Here is an 18,934-nt window from a genome sequence, read left to right on the forward strand (position 1 = left end):
ACGGGCCCGGCCCACGCCGTTCAGGAGACAACTCCCTTGCGCAGAGCGCCCACTCCCCTCTCCACCTCCACCGCCCTGGCCGCCCTCCTCGTCGCGGGCCTCACCCCGCTCGCCCTCGACGCTCCGGCGTCCGCGGCCGCCGCCCGGTACCAGGACGACTTCAACGGCGACGGCTACCGCGACCTGGTGACCGCCGCGCCCGCCGCGACCGTGGGCGGACAGACGTCCGCCGGGGCCGTGGTCGTCACCTACGGCTCGAAGTCCGGCATCAGCGCCGCCCGCCGTACGGTCGTCACCCAGAACACCAGCGGCATCCCCGGCAGCGCCGAGCGCGGCGACCACTTCGGCGCCGCGCTCGCCTCGGGCGACCTCGACAACGACGGATACGCCGACCTCGTGGTCTCGGCCCCCGGCGAGGACCTGGGCACCGACACCGACGGCGGCACCGCGATCATCGTCTGGGGCAGCCGCTCCGGCCTGTCCGGCGGCCGCACCTCCGCCGATCCCGCACCCACCGCCCACGACCGCTTCGGGCAGTCCCTCACCGTCGGCGACTTCAACGGCGACGGCAGGGCGGACCTCGCCGTCGGCAGCACGGGCAAGGACGTCTGGGTGAGCAAGGGCGGCTTCACCAGGACGTCCGGCGCCGTGTCGAAGTACAAGATCACCGCACCGATCCGCACCGGCACCGGCGCCACGTCCCTGGCCACCGGCGACCTGAACGGCGACGGCACCGGCGACCTCGTCGTCAACGGCACCTACCTCGACGACCGCACGGCGTACTACGCCGCGGTGGTGTTCCAGGGCTCCGCCTCGGGCCTCTCCTACCGGACCGTCCTGGCCGAGGACAGCGAGACCGCGGCCGTCGGCGACATCGACGGCGACGGCTACGACGACGTGCTCACCGGTCAGTACGTGGGCGGGTACGACGGCAATCTCGGCGGTTCCGTCAGCACCCACCTCGGCGGCGCCGCGGGCGTCTCCCCCGAGCCGGACCGGACGATCGACCAGGACACGCCGGGTGTCCCGGGCGCGGACGAGACGAACGACAACTTCGGCTGGTCCCTCTCCCTCGGTGATGTGAACGGCGACGGCTACGCCGACGCGGCCGTGTCGGCGGACTACGAGAAGATCGGCTCGGCCGACCTCACCGGCATGGTCACTCTCCTGCGCGGCTCGTCCTCCGGACTGATCACGTCCGGCGCCCAGTCGTTCAGTCAGGACACCGACGGCGTGCCCGGCGCGAACGAGACGAACGACCACTTCGGTACCGCCGTGCACCTCGCCGACCTCGACGGCGACGGCCGTGCCGACCTGTCGGTGGGCGCCGACGGCGAGAACGGCGCGGACGGCGCCGTCTGGCACCTGCGCGGCACGACCGCCGGCCTGACCGCGAAGAACGCGACCACCTTCGGTCCGTCCTCGGTGGGCGTCTCGACGTCCGGCTCCCCGGGACTGGGCTCCGTCCTGCTGCCCTGAGCCTCATGCGAACGGCCCCCGAGCACGTCGTCGGGGGCCGTTCGCTGTGTCAACTCGCGTAGACACGACCTGGTTTGCCGTTTCAGGTCACCCAATGGACACGTGCCATCCATTTACACCGCCGCATGTCCATGTCACGCTCCCATCTGCCGCCTCCATTCAACCCGCGTAGATGGGACCCCCCTATGCCGGCGACACGCATCCGCAGCTGGAAGACGGTGGCGCTCACCACCGCCGCCGTGCTGGCCGGGCTCGCCGCCCCGGTCGTGACCACGACCCCGGCCGCCGCCACGACGACCGCGTACGACACGACGTACTACAAGAACGCGGTCGGCAAGACGGGGACGAGCCTCAAGTCGTCCCTGCACACGATCATCAGCAGCCAGTCGAAGATCTCGTACTCCGCGGTCTGGGACGCTCTCAAGGTCACCGACCAGGACCCGAACAACAGCAGCAACGTGCTTCTGCTGTACAGCGGTGTCTCCCGCAGCAAGTCCCTCAACGGCGGTGACGTCGGCGACTGGAACCGCGAGCACACCTGGGCCAAGTCCCACGGCGACTTCGGCGAGGTCACCGGCCCGGGCACCGACCTGCACCACCTGCGTGCCTGTGACGTCCAGGTCAACAGCATCCGCGGCAACCTGGACTTCGACAACGGCGGCAGCTCCGTGACCAACGGCGGCGGCTCCACCGTCGACTCCGACTCCTTCGCGCCGCGCACGGCGGACCGCGGCGACGTGGCCCGCATGATCCTCTACATGGCCGTGCGCTACGACGGCGGCGACGGCTTCGCCGACCTGGAGCCCAACGAGAAGGTGGCCAACGGCTCCAACCCCTACATGGGCAAGCTCTCCGTCCTCAAGGCGTGGAACGAGGCGGACCCGCCGAGCGCCTTCGAGGAGCGCCGCAACCAGGTCATCTACGACACCTACCAGCACAACCGCAACCCGTTCATCGACCACCCGGAGTGGGTCGAGGCGATCTGGTAGGAGCCGTCCGGTCCTACAGGTGCGTGGGTGCGAACATCCGCAGCACCACCGGGAGGACGACCACCGAGGGCCCCGGTGAGCCGAGTGCCTTCGACAGGTCGTCCGACAGGGTCTCCGGGGTCGTACGGACCCCGGGGACACCGAAGGACTCGGCCAGTGCCACGTAGTCCGGGCGGGTCAGCTCGGTCGCCGTGGCCTGGCCGAAGGCGTCCGTCATGTACTCGCGCAGGATGCCGTAGCCGCCGTCGTCGACGATCAGCCAGGTGACGTTCAGGTCGTACTGGCGGGCGGTCGCCAACTCGGCGATCGAATACAGCGCCCCTCCGTCACCCGATACCGCCAGGACCGGTCGGGTCGGGTCGGCCACCGCCGCGCCGAGTGCCGCCGGGAAGCCGTAGCCGAGGCCGCCGGCGCCCTGGGCCGAGTGCATGTGGTTGGGGCCCTTGGCGTCGAACGCCGACCACGCCCAGTAGGCCAGGATCGTCATGTCCCAGAAGGACGGCGAGTCGGCCGGGAGCGCCTTGCGGACCGACGCCAACACGTCCTGTTCCAGGGTGAGTTCCTGAGCCGCGATACGGTCCGCGACGCGCGCCAGCACCTCCCGCACCCGCTCCGGGGCCTGCGTGTCCTCCCTCGGCGACACCGTCTCCAGCAGCGCCTGCAAGGCCAGTCGCGCGTCCGCGTGGATGCCCAGCGCGGGGTGGTTGGACTCCAGCTTGCCGAGGTCCGCCTCGATCTGGATCACCCGGCCTCGCGGCTTGAACGTGTGGTAGTTGGACGACAGTTCACCCAACCCCGAGCCCACCACCAGGAGTACGTCCGCGTCCTCCAGGAAGTCCGTGGTGTGGCGGTCCTCGATCCACGACTGGAGGGACAGCGGGTGCGTCCAGGGGAAGGCGCCCTTGCCGCCGGGGGTCGTGACGACCGGCGCCCGGAGCGTCTCGGCGAGCTGCCGCAGCTTGCGGGACGCGTCCGCCCGTACGACTCCCCCGCCCGCGATGATCGCCGGGCGGGCGGCGCGGGACAGCAGGTCGGCGGCGACCGCCGTGAGTTCGGGGCGCGGCGGCAGTTCCTCGGGGAAGGCGTCGCCGCCCGTCACCACCGGGATCGAGGTCTCGGCGAGCAGCACGTCCTGCGGGATCTCCACCCAGACGGGTCCGTGCGGGGCGGTCAGCGCCGACTTCCAGGCCGCCTCGATCGCGGAGGGGATCTGGGACTGCGCGCGGACGGTGTGGACGGACTTGACCACGCCCCTGAAGGAGGCCGCCTGGTCCGGGAGTTCATGGAGGTAGCCGTGGCGGCCGCCGCCCAGGCCGGCGGTCGGGATCTGGCTGCTGATCGCCAGGACGGGGGCCGAGGCCGCGGCCGCCTCCTGGAGCGCGGCCAGGGACGTCAGCGCCCCCGGCCCCGTCGACAGCAGCAGCGGGGCCGCCTCCCCCGTGATCCTGCCGTAGGCGTCCGCCGCGAAGCCTGCGTTGTTCTCCACCCGCAGGCCGATGTAGCGCAGGTCGGAGCGCCGGAGCGCGTCGAACACGCCGAGCGCGTGCTGGCCGGGCAGGCCGAACACGGTGGTCGCGCCGAGCCCGGCCAGGGTCTCCACGACCAGGTCTCCGCCGTTGCGGCCGGGAGGAGGGTTGAGAGCAGCGGAGATCTGCGCCTCCGTGGGGCGGAGCACCAGGTCGTGGTCGTGAGTCACTGCGCGCGGGCCTCTGCAATCTGGCGGGACATGATCGTGGTCAGTTCGTAGGCGGTGTGGGAGGCCGCCACCGACGTGATCTCCGCGTGGTCGTACGCGGGGGCCACCTCGACGACGTCCGCCGACACCAGGTTGCACGATGCCAGACCGCGCAGGATCTCCAGCAGCTCGCGGGAGGTCATGCCGCCCGCCTCGGGGGTGCCGGTGCCGGGCGCGTGGGCCGGGTCCAGGCAATCGATGTCGATGGAGATGTAGAGCGGACGGTCCCCGATGCGCTGGCGGAGCTGGTCGGCGACCTCGTCCACGCCGCGCCGCATGACGTCCGCCGAGGTGACGATGCCGAAGCCCAGCTTCTCGTCGTCGTCCAGGTCCTGCTTGCCGTACAGCGGCCCGCGGGTGCCCACGTGGGAGAGGGCGGAGGTGTCCAGGACGCCCTCCTCCACCGCCCGCCGGAACGGCGTGCCGTGCGTGTACTCGGCGCCGAAGTAGGTGTCCCAGGTGTCGAGGTGGGCGTCGAAGTGGAGCAGGGCGACCGGGCCGTGCTTCTTCGCGACCGAGCGCAGGAGGGGGAGCGCGATGGTGTGGTCGCCGCCCAGGGTCATCAGCCGGGCGCCGGTGCCGAGGAGGTCGTCGGCGGCGGCCTCGATCGTCTCGACCGCCTCGTTGATGTTGAACGGGTTCACCGCGATGTCGCCGCCGTCCGCGACCTGCGCCAGCGCGAAGGGGGACGCGTCCTGCGCCGGGTTGTAGGGCCTGAGCAGCCGGGACGCCTCACGGATCGCGTTGCCGCCGAAGCGGGCGCCCGGCCGGTAGGAGACACCCGAGTCGAACGGCACCCCGACCACGGCGACATCGGCCCGGCCGACCTCGTCGAGGCGGGGCAGCCGGGCGAAGGTCGCGGGTCCGGCGTAGCGCGGGATGCGGGAGGAGTCGACGGGGCCGCGGGGCGTCTCGGGGGAGTTCATGGTCGTGTGCCTTCCTTCTGCCGGCCCGGGTTCCGCCGGTCCGGGTTCTGCCGGTCTGTGTCGACACTAGGTGGCCGGAAAGCGGCTGCGAAGTGTACGTTTCATCCATTCGAGCGGTACTGGATGGAGGAAACGTCCACGATGCCGGACCCGGCCGTCCCACCCACCCCACCGGTCCCGCTGGCCGCGCTGCTGGCCCGCGAGGACCTGGGGCTGCGGCAGATCGCGGGCCCCTCCGACCCGTCCGCGGCAATCCACTGGGCGCACGCCTCGGAGATGGCGGACCCGTACCCGTATCTGCTGGGCGGTGAGCTGCTGCTGACGGCGGGGGTGCACATTCCGGAGGCGACGGGGTCGGGGACCTCCTTCGACGACTACGTCTCTCGTATCGTCGCGGCCGGCGGGGCGGCGCTCGGCTTCGGCGTGGCGCCCGTGCACGACACGGTTCCGCCCGCCCTGGTGGCGGCCTGCGACGCCCAGGGGCTGCCCCTGATCGAGGTCCCGCCCGAGACCACCTTCTCCGGCGTGGCCCGAGCCGTCTGGCAACTGATGGCCCAGGCCCGCCACGCGGAGCTGCGCCGCGTGACCGAGGCCCAGCAGAGCCTGGCCGCGGCCGCGTCCCGCTCCGACCCGGTGCCGTCGGTCCTGCGGCAGCTCGCGCGGCGGGTCGGCGGGTGGGCGGTGCTGTACGGCCCGGAGGGGGCGGAGGTGGCGGCGGCGGGCAGACGGCAGGGGGACGAGGAGCTGGCGCGGCTGTGCCGGCTCGTCACCGAACGTTCCTCCACCACGGCCACCGACTCCACCGCCGGTCTCCACCTGGCCGCCTACGCCCTCGGCGCCGGGCACGGTTTCGTCCTCGGGGTCGCCGCGCCCCACCGCGACCCCGGTGACCACACCATCGCCTCCGTCGCCGCCGTGCTGCTGTCGTTGCTCACCGGTGAGCACCAGAGCGGGTCGGGGGCGGCCCGGTCGTCCGCTCTGGTACGGCTGCTGCTGGGGGCGTCGGCCGGGGACGTGACCCCGCTCCTCGGTGGCGAGCGGTGGGTGGTCGTGCACGCCCGGCCCGACGCCGTCGCCGCTCCGGACCCGGTCGCGGCCTCCGCGCTCGGTGCGGCGCTCGGGTCGCCGCTGGTGGACGTGGGGCGGGAGGTCGTACGGGTGCTGGTGCCCGCCGACCGGGAACCGGCGCCGCAGCCCGGGTGGACGCTCGGGGTCAGCGCGGCCGCCGGATCGGAGGAATGGACCGTCGCCGACGCGCAGGCGGGCCGTGCGCTGGCCCGGGCCCGCGCCACCCGCGCCGGGCTGGTCCGGTACGGGGCCCGTCCCGCCCTCGCCGACCTGGTCCCGGAGGCGGACGCCGACGCGCACGCCCGCGCCCTCCTGGCACCGCTGGCCCCCGCCCTCACCGAGACCCTGCGCACCTGGCTCTCCCTGCACGGCAGTTGGGACCGTACGGCGGTCGCGCTGGACGTGCACCGCAACACCGTCCGGCAGCGGATCGCGAAGAGCGCCGCGCTGCTGGAGCTGGACCTGGACGACCCGGACGTACGGATGGAGCTGTGGTTCGCGCTGCGCCGGGCATGATCGCGTGACCCGCGTCCCAGCGTGCGGGATGCGAGGCGGTCCCGTGAAGGCGTGCCTCAGAATGGGAGACATGCCGATACCCGGGACACCCAGCCGCGCCGAGCTCGTCGACCACCTTGTGAGGACCCGTATCGCGGGCGAGGTGGCCACCCCGCGGGAGAACAACCTCTCCCACTACCGCCAGCTCGCGAACGGCAACCGCCACTACTGGCTGGGTCTGGAGCTCGGGGACCGGTGGACCGACGAGCAGGACGTGCTCGCGGTGATGGCGGAGCGGGTGGGTGTCAACGACGACCCGGAGTACCGGTACGGCCAGGACACCATCGACCCGGAGCTGACCGTCAGCGCCCTGGAGCGGATGGCGGCCCGGCTGCGCAAGGCGGCGGACGGGCGGCAGCGGGTGCTGTTCGCCACCGGCCACCCCGGCGGCATGCTCGATGTCCACCACGCCACCGCCGCCGCGCTGCGGGCCGCCGGCTGCGAGATCGTCGTCATCCCGGACGGGTTGCAGACGGACGAGGGGTACGTCATGCAGTTCGCGGACGTGGCGGTGCTGGAGCACGGCGCCACGCTGTGGCACACCCACTCCGGTGAACCGATGAAGGCCATCCTCACGGCCCTGGAGCGCGAGGGCCGCCCGCTGCCGGACCTGGTCGTCGCCGACCACGGCTGGGCGGGCTACGCGGGACAGCACGGCGTGGACTCGGTGGGCTACGCCGACTCCAACGACCCCGCCCTGTTCGTCGGCGAGTCGGAGGGCACGGTCCAGGTGACGGTCCCCCTCGACGACCACGTGGTGAGCCCGCGCTACTACGACCCGATGACGGCGTACCTGCTGGGCGAGGCGGGCCTGCGCTAGAGCCCGGGCGGCGGGTCGGCGCGGGACCGCGCGGGGCGGATCAGGCGGTACCGAGGAGCACGCGGGCGCGGCGGCAAGCAACGAGAACACGGCCGCCTCCGGACCGGCCCGGCGGTAAAAGAGTGCCGGCGACTACGGGACGACCCGACACCGGTGCACGAGGCCCGGCCCGGCCGGAAGGCGGGCGTCGGCGCGGCGGCAAGCGTCGAGACCCGGGCGGCGGGACGCGGGCGCGCGAGGCCCGGCACGCGAGGCACACGGTGGGGCGACGGCAGCTGACGGCTAGGCGGCCACCCGACCCGTTGAGGCGGGCGCGGTGCGGCGCGGCGGCGGGACACGGGTGAGCGGGGGCCGGCACGCGTGGCGCACGGCGGTAGCGCGGTGCTGCGGCGGCCGACGGCGAGACGGCAACCCGACACCGGTGCACGAGGCCCGGCCCGGCCGGAAGGCGGGCGTCGGCGCGGCGGCAAGCGTCGAGACCCGGGCGGCGGGACCCGGGCGCGCGAGGGCCGCCCCATCGGCAGCCGGCGGCGACACGGCCGCCCCGGGTGCGTTGGCCCGGCACAGCGAGGCGCGTGCTTCCAGGCGGGCGCCGGTGCGGTGCGGCAGCGGCGGAACGCGAGCGGGCAAGGCCCGGCACTGCCGCAGCCCACGGCGAGACGGCAACCCGACACCGGTGCACAGGGTCCGGCGCGTGCGCGCCGCGCCCGGCGGGGCTCGTCAGCGGTCGCGTGGTGCGCGGACCACGCCCTCCTGGATCACCGAGATGGCCAGGCGGCCGTCCTGGGTGTAGATGCGGGCCTGGCCCAGGCCCCGGCCGCCGGAGGCCGACGGGGACTCCTGGTCGTACAGGAGCCATTCGTCGGCGCGGAAGGGGCGGTGGAACCACATCGCGTGGTCCAGCGAGGCCCCGACGACGTCACCGACCGCCCAGCCGCCGCGCCCGTGCGCGAGCAGGATCGAGTCGAGGAGCGTCATGTCGGAGACGTACGTGGCGAGGACGACGTGCAGGAGCGGGTCGTCGGCCAGCTTGCCGTTGGTGCGGAACCAGACCTGGGAGTGCGGTTCGCGCGGCTCGCCGAACTGGCCGAACGGCGGCTCCTCCACGTACCGCAGGTCGATCGCCTCGCGGGCCTCCAGGAAGCGCTCCACGACCGTCGGATCGAGATGGTCGTAGCCGCGCAGCCGGTCCGCGGAGGTGGGCAGCGTCGCCGGGTCGGGGGCGGTCGGCATGGCGGCCTGGTGGTCGAAGCCGTCCTCGTGCCGCTGGAAGGACGCGGAGAGGGCGAAGATCGGCTGGCCGTGCTGGACCGCGAGCACGCGGCGCGCGGTGAAGGAGCGGCCGTCGTTCATCCGGTCGACCGTGTAGACGATCGGCGCGCCCGGGTCGCCGGGGCGCAGGAAGTACGCGTGCAGGGAGTGGGCGAGCCGGTCCTCGGGGACCGTCCGCCCGGCGGCGACCAGCGCCTGCGCCGCGACCTGCCCGCCGAAGACACGGGGGACGACGGCGGGGCGGGAGTGGCCGCGGAAGATGTCCACCTCGATCTGCTCGAGGTCGAGCAGATCGAGGAGGGACTGGAGTGCCTGGCTCATGGAGCTGTTGTACCGGCCGGTGATTTCGCCCGGCCTACAGGCCCATGTCCTTCGCGATGATCGTCTTCATGATCTCGCTGGTGCCGCCGTAGATGCGGTTGACGCGGTTGTCCGCGTACAGGCGGGCGATCGGGTACTCGTTCATGAAGCCGTAGCCGCCGTGCAGCTGGAGGCAGCGGTCGATGACGCGGTGGGCGACCTCGGTGCAGAACAGCTTGGCGCTGGCGGCCTCGGCGGGGGTCAGCTCGCCGGCGTCCAGGGCCTCCAGGGCGCGGTCGGCGACGGCCTCGGCGGCGTCCACCTCGGCCTGGCAGGCGGCCAGTTCGAACTTGGTGTTCTGGAAGGAGGCGACGGGCTTGCCGAAGACCGTGCGGTCCTGCACGTACTCCTTGGCGAACCGGACGGCCGCCTTGGCCTGGGCGTAGGCGCCGAAGGCGATGCCCCAGCGCTCGGAGGCCAGGTTGTGGCCGAGGTAGTAGAAGCCCTTGTTCTCCTCGCCGAGGAGGTCCTCGACGGGGACCTTGACGTCGACGAACGCCAGCTCGGCGGTGTCGGAGGTCTTCAGGCCGAGCTTGTCCAGCTTGCGGCCGATGGAGTAGCCCTCGGACTTGGTGTCCACGGCGAACAGGGAGATGCCGTGGCGGCGGTCCTCGGCGGTGGGCGCGGAGGTGCGGGCGCAGACGATCACACGGTCGGCGTGGACGCCACCGGTGATGAAGGTCTTGGAGCCGTTGAGGACGTAGTGCGTGCCGTCCTCGGAGAGCTTGGCGGTGGTCTTCATGCCCGCGAGGTCGGAGCCGGTGCCCGGCTCGGTCATCGCGAGGGCCCACATCTCCTCGCCGGTGACGAACTTCGGCAGGAAGCGCTTCTTCTGCTCGTCGGTGGCGAGCATCTTGATGTACGGCAGGCCGAGCAGGACGTGTACGCCGGAGCCGCCGAACTGCACGCCCGCGCGTGCGGTCTCCTCGTACATGACGGCCTCGAACTTGTACGAGTCGATGCCGGCGCCGCCGTACTCCTCGTCCACGCGGATGCCGAAGATGCCGAGCTCGGCGAGCTTGTAGTAGAAGTCGCGCGGGGCCTGACCGGCCTGGAACCACTCGTCGTAGACCGGGACGACCTCGGCCTCGATGAAGGCGCGCAGGGTCTCCCGGAACGCCTCGTGGTCCTCGTTGAACACCGTACGGCGCACCGCCGCCACCTCCACCTGACTCAATGGGTCCATGTCTAAGCGCTTGCTCAGAACATCAAGGTACCGGCGGGTAGGGAGAGGCGTCCAGAGCTGATCCCGTAACGCTCGTCACGCCGCCGCGGCCGCGAACGCCCCCCTGGCCATCCGGTGCAGCAACTCCGCCGTGGCGCCGCGGCCCGGGAGGGAGCCGGGGCGGCCCAGGTGCGGGGTGGAGTTCAGGAGGCCGAAGACGGAGTGCACGGCCGAGCGGGCCGCGGGTTCGGCGAGGCCGGGGTAGACCTCGCGCAGGATCTCCACCCACAGCTCGACGTACTGCCGCTGGAGCTGGCGCACCAGCTTGCGGTCGCTGTCGCGCAGGCGGTCCAGCTCGCGGTCGTGGAGGGTGATGAGGGGGCGGTCGTCGAGGGCGAAGTCGATGTGGCCCTCGATCAGGGAGTCGAGGAGCGCCTCGGGGTCGCCGCCGTCCGACTCGGCGACCCGCCGCTTGCCGCCGGTCAGCAGCTGCCCGCTGATGCCGACCAGCAGCTCCGCCAGCATCGCGTCCTTGCCCGCGAAATGCCGGTAGAGGCCGGGGCCACTGATGCCGACGGCCGCGCCTATCTCGTCCACGCCCACACCGTGGAACCCACGCTCGGCGAACAACCGCGCGGCCTCCTTGAGGATCTGCTCGCGGCGGGTGGGGGCGTCGGTTCTGGTGGCCATGGAAGCAATTCTAGACAGGGAGGTTAGCGGTCGTTAACCTGAAGGAAATGGTTAACGCTCATTAACAGGCGATCACTGGGTGAGGGGACCGCGGGACATGGATCAGGCACCCGAGCTGACGAGCGCGGCGGACCCCGCGTCGGAGGCCTGGAAGGCCAACGAGGAGGCCCACCGGGCCCTCGTTGACGAACTGCGGGACAAGCTCGCCGCGGCCCGGCTGGGCGGCGGGGAGAGGGCGCGCGAGCGGCACACCGCGCGCGGGAAGCTGCTGCCCCGGGACCGGGTGGACACGCTTGTCGACCCCGGCTCGCCCTTCCTGGAGCTGGCCCCCCTCGCGGCCGACGGGATGTACGACGGACAGGCCCCGGCGGCCGGGGTCATCGCCGGGATCGGGCGGGTCAGCGGGCGCGAGTGCGTGGTCGTCGCCAATGACGCCACCGTCAAGGGCGGCACGTACTACCCGATGACGGTGAAGAAGCACCTGCGCGCGCAGGAGGTCGCCCTCGACAACCGCCTGCCCTGCATCTACCTGGTGGACTCCGGCGGCGCCTTCCTGCCGATGCAGGACGAGGTCTTCCCGGACCGCGAGCACTTCGGGCGGATCTTCTACAACCAGGCCCGGATGTCCGGCGCGGGCATCCCGCAGATCGCCGCCGTGCTCGGGTCGTGCACGGCGGGCGGGGCGTACGTCCCCGCCATGAGCGACGAGGCCGTGATCGTCCGCAACCAGGGCACGATCTTTCTCGGCGGCCCCCCGCTGGTGAAGGCCGCCACCGGCGAGGTCGTCACCGCGGAGGAGCTCGGCGGCGGCGAGGTGCACTCCCGGGTCTCCGGCGTCACCGACCACCTCGCCGAGGACGACGCCCACGCGCTGAGGATCGTGCGGAACATCGCCGCGACCCTTCCCGCACGCGGGCCGCTACCCTGGGAGGTGCGGCCGGCCGTGGAACCCAAGGTCGACCCCTACGGCCTCTACGGCGCCGTCCCCACCGACTCCCGCACGCCCTACGACGTCCGCGAGATCATCGCGCGCATCACGGACGGCTCGCGGTTCGCCGAGTTCAAGTCCGAGTTCGGGCAGACCCTGGTCACCGGCTTCGCCCGGATCCACGGCCACCCGGTCGGGATCGTCGCCAACAACGGCATCCTGTTCTCCGAGTCCGCCCAGAAGGGCGCCCACTTCATCGAGCTGTGCGACCAGCGCGGCATCCCGCTGCTGTTCCTCCAGAACATCTCCGGCTTCATGGTCGGCAAGGACTACGAGGCCGGCGGCATCGCCAAGCACGGCGCCAAGATGGTGACCGCGGTCGCCTGCACGCGCGTGCCCAAGCTGACGGTGGTCGTCGGCGGTTCCTACGGCGCGGGCAACTACTCGATGTGCGGCCGGGCCTACTCCCCCCGCTTCCTGTGGATGTGGCCCAACGCCAAGATCTCCGTCATGGGCGGCGAGCAGGCGGCCTCCGTCCTCGCGACCGTGAAGCGGGACCAGTTGGAGGCGCGGGGCGAGGACTGGCCCACGGACGAGGAAGAGGCCTTCAAGGACCCGATCCGCGCCCAGTACGAGCGCCAGGGCAACGCCTACTACGCCACCGCGCGCCTCTGGGACGACGGGGTCATCGACCCGCTCGACACCCGTCAGGTGCTCGGCCTGGCCCTGACCGCATGCGCCAACGCGCCGCTGGGCGACCCCCAGTTCGGCGTCTTCCGGATGTGAGGACCCATGTTTGACACAGTGCTTGTCGCCAACCGGGGCGAGATCGCGGTCCGCGTCATCCGCACGCTCAAGGCCCTGGGCGTGCGCTCCGTCGCCGTCTTCTCCGACGCCGACGCCGACGCCCGGCACGTCCGCGAGGCCGACACCGCCGTACGACTGGGGCCGCCGCCGGCCTCGGAGAGCTATCTGTCCGCCGAGCGACTGCTGGAGGCGGCCGCCCGCACCGGCGCCCAGGCCGTCCACCCCGGCTACGGCTTCCTCGCCGAGAACGCCGCCTTCGCGCGCGCGTGCGCCGACGCCGGGCTGGTCTTCATCGGGCCCCCGGCGGACGCGATCGCCCTCATGGGCGACAAGATCCGCGCCAAGGAGACCGTGGAGGCGGCCGGAGTGCCCGTGGTCCCCGGTGGCCGGGACCCAGAACTGGCCGAGGCCGCGCGCGCGTTGGGTGCCCCGGTGCTGCTGAAGCCCAGTGCGGGCGGCGGCGGCAAGGGCATGCGGCTGGTCCGGGACCTGACGGTCCTGGAGGAGGAGATCGCCGCCGCCCGCCGCGAGGCCCGCACCTCGTTCGGCGACGACACCCTGCTCGTGGAGCGGTGGGTCGACCGGCCCCGGCACATCGAGATCCAGGTCCTGGCCGACGGCCACGGCAACGTGATCCACCTGGGCGAGCGCGAGTGCTCCCTCCAGCGGCGCCACCAGAAGATCATCGAGGAGGCGCCCAGCGTCCTCCTGGACGAGGACACGCGCGCGTCGATGGGCGGGGCGGCGGTCGAGGCGGCCCGCTCCTGCGGCTACCGGGGCGCGGGCACCGTGGAGTTCATCGTGCCGGGCGACGATCCGTCGTCGTACTACTTCATGGAGATGAACACCCGTCTCCAGGTGGAGCACCCGGTCACCGAGCTGATCACCGGCCTGGACCTGGTGGAGTGGCAGCTCCGGGTGGCGGCCGGCGAGCGACTGCCGTACGGGCAGGAGGACGTCCGGCTGACCGGGCACGCCGTCGAGGCACGTGTCTGCGCGGAGGACCCTTCAAAGGGCTTCCTCCCCTCCGGCGGCACCGTCCTGCGGCTCGTCGAGCCCCAGGGGGACGGAGTCCGTACGGACTCCGGGCTCAGCGAGGGCACCGAGGTCGGCAGCCTCTACGACCCGATGCTGTCCAAGGTCATCGCGTACGGCCCGGACCGGGAGACCGCGCTCAGGAAGCTGAGGGCGGCCCTCGCGGAGACGGTGACGCTCGGCGTGCAGACCAACGCGGGGTTCCTGCGCCGACTCCTCGCCCATCCGGACGTGGTGAAGGGCGAGTTGGACACCGGGCTCGTCGAGCGCGTGGTGGACGACCTGGTCTCCACGGACGTACCGGAGGAGGTGTACGAGGCGGCGGCGGCCGTACGGCTCGAAGCGCTGCGGCCGGAAGGCGGCGGCTGGACCGATCCGTTCTCGGTGCCGAGCGGCTGGCGGATGGGGGGCACCCCGAAGCCCGTCGGCTTCCCTCTGCGCGTGCAGGACCCGGTGGAGTACGTCCCCCGCGGCACCCACACCGTCACCGCCGACCAGGTCTCCGTCACCCTCGACGGCGTCCGCCACACCTTCCACCGGGCCGGTGACTGGGTCGGCCGCGACGGTGACGCCTGGCACGTCCGCGACCACGACCCGGTGGCCGCGTCCCTCAGCCGGAGCGGACACGCGGGAGCCGACTCCCTCACCGCCCCCATGCCCGGCACGGTGACCGTCGTGAAGGTGGCCGTCGGGGACGAGGTGGCCGCCGGACAGAGCCTGCTGGTCGTCGAGGCGATGAAGATGGAGCACGTCATCTCCGCCCCGCACGCCGGCACGGTCGCCGAGCTGGACGTCACGCCGGGCACGACGGTCGCCATGGACCAGGTGCTCGCGGTCATCACCCCCATGGACATCACCCCCGTGGAGGAAGAGCGATGACACTCCCCATGGTCGTACCGGAGACCGGGCTCCCGGCGCGCGTCCGCATCCACGAGGTCGGTGCCCGCGACGGCCTGCAGAACGAGAAGTCGACCGTGCCGACGGAGGTCAAGGCTCAGTTCGTGCGCCGCCTGGCCGACGCGGGGCTCACCACGATCGAGGCGACGAGCTTCGTGCACCCCAGGTGGGTTCCCCAACTCGCCGACGCGGAGCAGCTGTTCCCGCAGGTCAGCGATCTGTCCGTGGACCTGCCTGTGCTCGTGCCGAACGAACGCGGCCTGGACCGCGCCCTCGCCCTCGGCGCGACCCGCGTGGCCGTCTTCGCCAGCGCCACCGAGTCCTTCGCGAAGGCCAACCTCAACCGCACGGTCGACGAGGCGCTCAAGATGTTCGAGCCGGTGGTCGCCCGGGCGAAGGCGGAGGGCGTGCACGTCCGCGGCTATCTGTCGATGTGCTTCGGCGACCCGTGGGAGGGCGCGGTCCCGGTCCCCCAGGTGGTCAAGGTCTGCCGCGCCCTGCTCGACATGGGCTGCGACGAGCTGAGCCTCGGCGACACCATCGGGGTGGCGACCCCGGGGCACGTACGGGCGCTGCTGACCGCACTCGACGTGCCCGTCGAGAAGGTGGGCGTGCACTTCCACGACACCTACGGCCAGGCCCTCGCGAACACCCACGCCGCCCTCCAGCACGGCGTCACCACCGTGGACGCCTCCGCGGGCGGCCTCGGCGGCTGCCCGTACGCCAAGTCCGCCACCGGCAACCTCGCCACCGAGGACCTCGTGTGGATGCTTCAGGGCCTCGGCATCGACACCGGAGTCGACCTCGGCCGTCTCGTCGCCACCAGCGCCTGGATGGCCGAACACCTGGGCCGACCCAGCCCGTCCCGCACCGTCCGCGCCCTCTCCCACCAGGAGTGAACCCCCGATGGACCACCGTCTCTCCCCCGAGCTGGAAGAACTCCGCCGTACCGTCGAGGAGTTCGCCCACGACGTAGTGGCGCCGAAGATCGGCGAGTACTACGAGCACCACGAGTTCCCCTACGAGATCGTCCGCGAGATGGGCCGCATGGGCCTGTTCGGGCTGCCGTTCCCCGAGGAGTACGGCGGGATGGGCGGCGACTACCTGGCGCTCGGCCTCGTCCTCGAGGAACTCGCGCGCGTGGACTCGTCGGTGGCGATCACCCTGGAGGCCGGCGTCTCCCTGGGCGCCATGCCCCTGCACCTGTTCGGCACCGAGGAGCAGAAGCGCGAGTGGCTGCCCCGGCTGTGCTCCGGGGAGATCCTGGGCGCCTTCGGACTGACCGAGCCGGACGGCGGCAGCGACGCGGGGGCCACGCGGACGACGGCCCGCCTGGACCCGGACACCGACGAATGGGTCATCAACGGCACCAAGTGCTTCATCACCAACTCCGGCACCGACATCACGGGGCTGGTCACCGTCACCGCCGTCACCGGGCGCAAGCCCGACGGCAAGCCGTTGATCTCCTCGATCATCGTGCCCTCGGGCACGCCGGGCTTCACGGTCGCCCCGCCGTACTCCAAGGTCGGCTGGAACGCCTCCGACACCCGTGAGCTGTCCTTCTCGGACGTCCGGGTCCCGGCGGCGAACCTGCTGGGCGAACAGGGCCGCGGCTACGCCCAGTTCCTGCGCATCCTCGACGAGGGCCGGATCGCCATCGCGGCGCTCGCCACCGGGCTTGCGCAGGGCTGTGTGGACGAGTCGGTGAAGTACGCGAAGGAGCGGGAGGCCTTCGGGCGGCCCATCGGCGCCAACCAGGCGATCCAGTTCAAGATCGCCGACATGGAGATGAAGGCCCACACCGCCCGCCTCGCCTGGCGGGACGCGGCCTCGCGGCTGGTCTCCGGCGAGCCCTTCAAGAAGGAGGCAGCCCTCGCCAAGCTCTACTCCTCCACGATCGCCGTGGACAACGCCCGCGACGCCACCCAGATCCACGGCGGCTACGGCTTCATGAACGAGTACCCGGTGGCCCGGATGTGGCGCGACTCCAAGATCCTGGAGATCGGGGAGGGCACCAGCGAGGTCCAGCGGATGCTGATCGCACGGGAGTTGGGCCTGGCTGGTTAGGCCGCGGCCCACAGGGCACCCACGGCTGGAGCGGGACGGAGCCCCGCCCTCTGGACATTCGGTGAGGTTAGGCTAACCTACGTTCGAACTTGTCCGGCGGGCGCTTCGCCCCGTTCGAAAGCAGCCACACATGTCCAACGCAAGAGCCGCCCACCTCACCCGCCGTGGCATCCTCGCCGCGGGCGGCGCACTCGGCCTCGGTGCCGTGCTCGCGGCCTGCGGTGACGACGACTCCAGCAGCGAGGGCTCTGGCAAGGGGACCACGGCCGCCAAGTCCGGGGCGTGGACCTTCAAGGACGACCGCGGCACGACCGTCAAGCTCGACAAGGTCCCCACGAAGATCGTCGCCTTCGTCGGCGTCGCCGCCGCGCTGTACGACTACGGCATCGAGGTCAAGGGCGTCTTCGGCCCCACCAAGACCAAGGACGGCAAGGCCGACGTCCAGGCCGGCGACATGGACGTCAGCAAGCTGACCGTCTTCGGCAACGTCTGGGACCAGTTCAACGTCGAGCAGTACGCGGCCTTCGCGCCCGAGGTCCTCATCAGCACGACCTTCGACAGCGCCGGCACCCTCTGGTACGTCCCCGCGGCCTCCGGCTCCAAGATCGCCAAGCTGGCGCCGAGCGTGGCGATCTCCGTGTACGACCGTCAGATCACCGTGCCCCTCCAGCGGGTGTGGGAGCTGGCCGAGTCCCTCGGCGCCGACATGAAGGCGGCGAAGGTCACCGACGCGAAGAAGCGGTTCGAGGCGGCGTCGGAGCGGCTGCGCGCCGCGGCCAAGGCCCACCCCGACATCAAGGTGCTCGCCGGGTCCGCGGCCCAGGACGTCTTCTACGTCTCCGGCACCAACCTCTCCATCGACCTTGAGTACTTCAAGGCGCTCGGCGTGAACTTCGTGGAGCCGTCGGCGTCCGTACTCAAGGCCTCCGGCGGCTGGTACGAGTCGCTGAGCTGGGAGAACGTCGACAAGTACAAGGCCGACATCATCATGATGGACGACCGCACGGCGACGATCCAGCCGGCCGACATCACCGAGGCGACCTGGAAGAAGCTGCCCGCGGTGAAGGCGGGCCAGGTCATCTCCCGTTCCCCCGAGCCGATCCCGTCGTACGACAAGTGCGTGGCGATGGTGGAGAACCTCGCGAAGGCCATCGAGACCGCGAAGAAGGTCAGCTAACTCCTTACGTCTTCCTGAGCCTCAGGAGCCCTGTATGACTACGGCCGTAGCCGCCCCGTTCCGTTTCTTCTCCCTCCAGGTCGCGCGGACGAGGCGGCTCGGGCCGTCTCTCGCGCGGGTGACCTTCACCGGGGAGGATCTCCGGCACTTCTTCTCCGACGGGCACGACCAGTCGCTGTCCCTCTTCCTCCCCGCCGAAGGCCGGACCGAGCCCGCGGTCCCCGTCGAGTTCGGGGACGGCTGGTGGCAGGCCTGGCGCGAGCAGCCGGACGAGGTGCGGGCCGTGATGCGGTCGTACACCCTCCGGGGCCTGCGCCGCGATCCCGACGAGATCGACATCGACTTCGTGCTGCACGAGCCCGCCGGACCCGCCTCCCGGTGGGCGGCGCGCGCCCGCGCGGGCGACCGGGTCCAGCTGCTCGGGCCGGCCGTCGCCGACAACCGGGCGATCCGGTTCCGGCCGCCCGAGGACACCGACCTCGTCCTGCTGTGGGGCGACGAGACCGCGCTCCCCGCCGTCTCGGCGATCCTCGAAGCCCTGCCCGCGGGACAGCGCGCCCGCGTCTGGCTGGAGGTGCGGGACGCCGGGGACATCCAGGACCTCGCTACCGAGGCCGACGCCGAGATCACCTGGCTCGTCGCGGGCGAGACCGGCGCCGAGTGCTCCCCCATGGCGTTCGGCGCCCTCCGCGATGCCCGACTCCCCCACGCCGAGCGGCCGTACGTCTGGATCGCGGGCGAATCGGGGTGCGTCAAGGAACTGCGGCGACACTTCGTGCGCGAACGCGGGATCGACCGCCGCAGGGTCACCTTCGTCGGGTACTGGCGGCAGGGCATGACCGAGGAGCAGCTGCGGGCGGCGGAGTAACTCCCGTCGACGTGACGCCGGTCACGGGTGGGGCTGGTTTTCCCTCGCGTTAATTAGGTTAGGCTTACCTAAGTTGAAGCCCGGGTTACCCGCCCC

Annotated in this window: 15 protein-coding genes; 10 read left to right on the forward strand and 5 right to left on the reverse strand. The window is 71.9% G+C overall.

The annotated features are described in order from the left end of the window. The first annotated feature begins 36 nt into the window (after positions 1 to 36). A complete protein-coding gene (locus ABZ098_RS42100; protein WP_356599849.1) occupies positions 37 to 1,479 on the forward strand; it encodes an FG-GAP-like repeat-containing protein in 1,443 nt (480 codons plus the stop codon). 185 nt (positions 1,480 to 1,664) lie between these two features. Then, positions 1,665 to 2,468, forward strand: a complete 804-nt coding sequence (locus ABZ098_RS42105) for an endonuclease (RefSeq protein WP_356599851.1) — start codon at positions 1,665 to 1,667, stop codon at positions 2,466 to 2,468. Positions 2,469 to 2,481: 13 nt separating this feature from the next. Here ABZ098_RS42105 and ABZ098_RS42110 read toward each other — a convergent pair whose 3' ends face one another. Then, complete coding sequence (locus ABZ098_RS42110) at positions 2,482 to 4,164, reverse strand: thiamine pyrophosphate-binding protein (protein ID WP_356599853.1); 1,683 nt, start codon at positions 4,162 to 4,164, stop codon at positions 2,482 to 2,484. Then, entirely contained in the window at positions 4,161 to 5,129 is a 969-nt protein-coding gene (gene speB / locus ABZ098_RS42115; RefSeq protein WP_356599855.1) for an agmatinase, read from the reverse strand. Before speB ends, ABZ098_RS42110 begins: the two co-directional genes overlap by 4 nt. Positions 5,130 to 5,270: 141 nt before the next feature. Between speB and ABZ098_RS42120 the strand changes: the two genes are divergently transcribed. After that, positions 5,271 to 6,713 carry a PucR family transcriptional regulator ligand-binding domain-containing protein gene (locus tag ABZ098_RS42120; RefSeq protein ID WP_356599857.1) on the forward strand — a complete coding sequence of 481 codons (1,443 nt, stop codon included), beginning with the start codon at positions 5,271 to 5,273 and terminating at the stop codon, positions 6,711 to 6,713. Between the two features lie 70 nt (positions 6,714 to 6,783). Further along, entirely contained in the window at positions 6,784 to 7,572 is a 789-nt protein-coding gene (locus ABZ098_RS42125) for a phosphatase (protein WP_356599859.1), read from the forward strand. Positions 7,573 to 8,292: 720 nt separating this feature from the next. On the opposite strand, the gene ABZ098_RS42130 is transcribed toward ABZ098_RS42125, so the two are convergent. The 3 genes from ABZ098_RS42130 to ABZ098_RS42140 all read right to left on the reverse strand — a co-directional run bounded on the left by ABZ098_RS42130 (position 8,293) and on the right by ABZ098_RS42140 (position 11,059). Next, positions 8,293 to 9,165 (reverse strand): acyl-CoA thioesterase II, encoded by an 873-nt coding sequence (locus tag ABZ098_RS42130; protein ID WP_356599861.1) that lies wholly within the window; start codon positions 9,163 to 9,165, stop codon positions 8,293 to 8,295. 34 nt (positions 9,166 to 9,199) lie between these two features. Next, entirely contained in the window at positions 9,200 to 10,357 is a 1,158-nt protein-coding gene (locus ABZ098_RS42135) for an acyl-CoA dehydrogenase family protein (protein WP_053848864.1), read from the reverse strand. A gap of 108 nt (positions 10,358 to 10,465) precedes the next feature. Then, positions 10,466 to 11,059 carry a TetR/AcrR family transcriptional regulator gene (locus ABZ098_RS42140; protein ID WP_356599863.1) on the reverse strand — a complete coding sequence of 198 codons (594 nt, stop codon included), beginning with the start codon at positions 11,057 to 11,059 and terminating at the stop codon, positions 10,466 to 10,468. A gap of 97 nt (positions 11,060 to 11,156) precedes the next feature. Here ABZ098_RS42140 and ABZ098_RS42145 point away from each other — a divergent pair, with 97 nt between their 5' ends. The 6 genes from ABZ098_RS42145 to ABZ098_RS42170 all read left to right on the forward strand — a co-directional run bounded on the left by ABZ098_RS42145 (position 11,157) and on the right by ABZ098_RS42170 (position 18,838). Beyond that, positions 11,157 to 12,773, forward strand: a complete 1,617-nt coding sequence (locus tag ABZ098_RS42145) for a carboxyl transferase domain-containing protein (RefSeq protein ID WP_356599865.1) — start codon at positions 11,157 to 11,159, stop codon at positions 12,771 to 12,773. 6 nt (positions 12,774 to 12,779) lie between these two features. Continuing rightward, positions 12,780 to 14,708 (forward strand): biotin carboxylase N-terminal domain-containing protein, encoded by a 1,929-nt coding sequence (locus tag ABZ098_RS42150; protein WP_356599867.1) that lies wholly within the window; start codon positions 12,780 to 12,782, stop codon positions 14,706 to 14,708. Then, positions 14,705 to 15,625 (forward strand): hydroxymethylglutaryl-CoA lyase, encoded by a 921-nt coding sequence (locus ABZ098_RS42155; RefSeq protein WP_356599869.1) that lies wholly within the window; start codon positions 14,705 to 14,707, stop codon positions 15,623 to 15,625. Before ABZ098_RS42150 ends, ABZ098_RS42155 begins: the two co-directional genes overlap by 4 nt. 7 nt (positions 15,626 to 15,632) lie before the next feature. After that, complete coding sequence (locus ABZ098_RS42160) at positions 15,633 to 16,793, forward strand: acyl-CoA dehydrogenase family protein (protein WP_356599871.1); 1,161 nt, start codon at positions 15,633 to 15,635, stop codon at positions 16,791 to 16,793. A gap of 130 nt (positions 16,794 to 16,923) precedes the next feature. Next, positions 16,924 to 17,970 (forward strand): ABC transporter substrate-binding protein, encoded by a 1,047-nt coding sequence (locus ABZ098_RS42165; protein ID WP_356599873.1) that lies wholly within the window; start codon positions 16,924 to 16,926, stop codon positions 17,968 to 17,970. Between the two features lie 34 nt (positions 17,971 to 18,004). Next, entirely contained in the window at positions 18,005 to 18,838 is an 834-nt protein-coding gene (locus ABZ098_RS42170; protein WP_356599875.1) for a siderophore-interacting protein, read from the forward strand. Positions 18,839 to 18,934 lie beyond the last annotated feature (96 nt).

Origin of the sequence: Streptomyces sp. NPDC006335 (genome assembly GCF_040612795.1) — a bacterium.
Lineage (GTDB): Bacteria > Actinomycetota > Actinomycetes > Streptomycetales > Streptomycetaceae > Streptomyces.

What these genes read in the sequence shown, in the direction of transcription:
- ABZ098_RS42155 (WP_356599869.1), top strand. Translation starts at nt 14,705, where the DNA reads ATGACACTCCCCATGGTCGTACCGGAGACCGGGCTCCCGGCGCGCGTC.
- ABZ098_RS42130 (WP_356599861.1), bottom strand. Translation starts at nt 9,165, where the DNA reads ATGAGCCAGGCACTCCAGTCCCTCCTCGATCTGCTCGACCTCGAGCAG.
- ABZ098_RS42105 (WP_356599851.1), top strand. Translation starts at nt 1,665, where the DNA reads ATGCCGGCGACACGCATCCGCAGCTGGAAGACGGTGGCGCTCACCACC.
- ABZ098_RS42145 (WP_356599865.1), top strand. Translation starts at nt 11,157, where the DNA reads ATGGATCAGGCACCCGAGCTGACGAGCGCGGCGGACCCCGCGTCGGAG.
- ABZ098_RS42150 (WP_356599867.1), top strand. Translation starts at nt 12,780, where the DNA reads ATGTTTGACACAGTGCTTGTCGCCAACCGGGGCGAGATCGCGGTCCGC.
- ABZ098_RS42160 (WP_356599871.1), top strand. Translation starts at nt 15,633, where the DNA reads ATGGACCACCGTCTCTCCCCCGAGCTGGAAGAACTCCGCCGTACCGTC.
- ABZ098_RS42140 (WP_356599863.1), bottom strand. Translation starts at nt 11,059, where the DNA reads ATGGCCACCAGAACCGACGCCCCCACCCGCCGCGAGCAGATCCTCAAG.
- ABZ098_RS42170 (WP_356599875.1), top strand. Translation starts at nt 18,005, where the DNA reads ATGACTACGGCCGTAGCCGCCCCGTTCCGTTTCTTCTCCCTCCAGGTC.
- ABZ098_RS42120 (WP_356599857.1), top strand. Translation starts at nt 5,271, where the DNA reads ATGCCGGACCCGGCCGTCCCACCCACCCCACCGGTCCCGCTGGCCGCG.
- ABZ098_RS42165 (WP_356599873.1), top strand. Translation starts at nt 16,924, where the DNA reads ATGTCCAACGCAAGAGCCGCCCACCTCACCCGCCGTGGCATCCTCGCC.
- ABZ098_RS42125 (WP_356599859.1), top strand. Translation starts at nt 6,784, where the DNA reads ATGCCGATACCCGGGACACCCAGCCGCGCCGAGCTCGTCGACCACCTT.
- speB (WP_356599855.1), bottom strand. Translation starts at nt 5,129, where the DNA reads ATGAACTCCCCCGAGACGCCCCGCGGCCCCGTCGACTCCTCCCGCATC.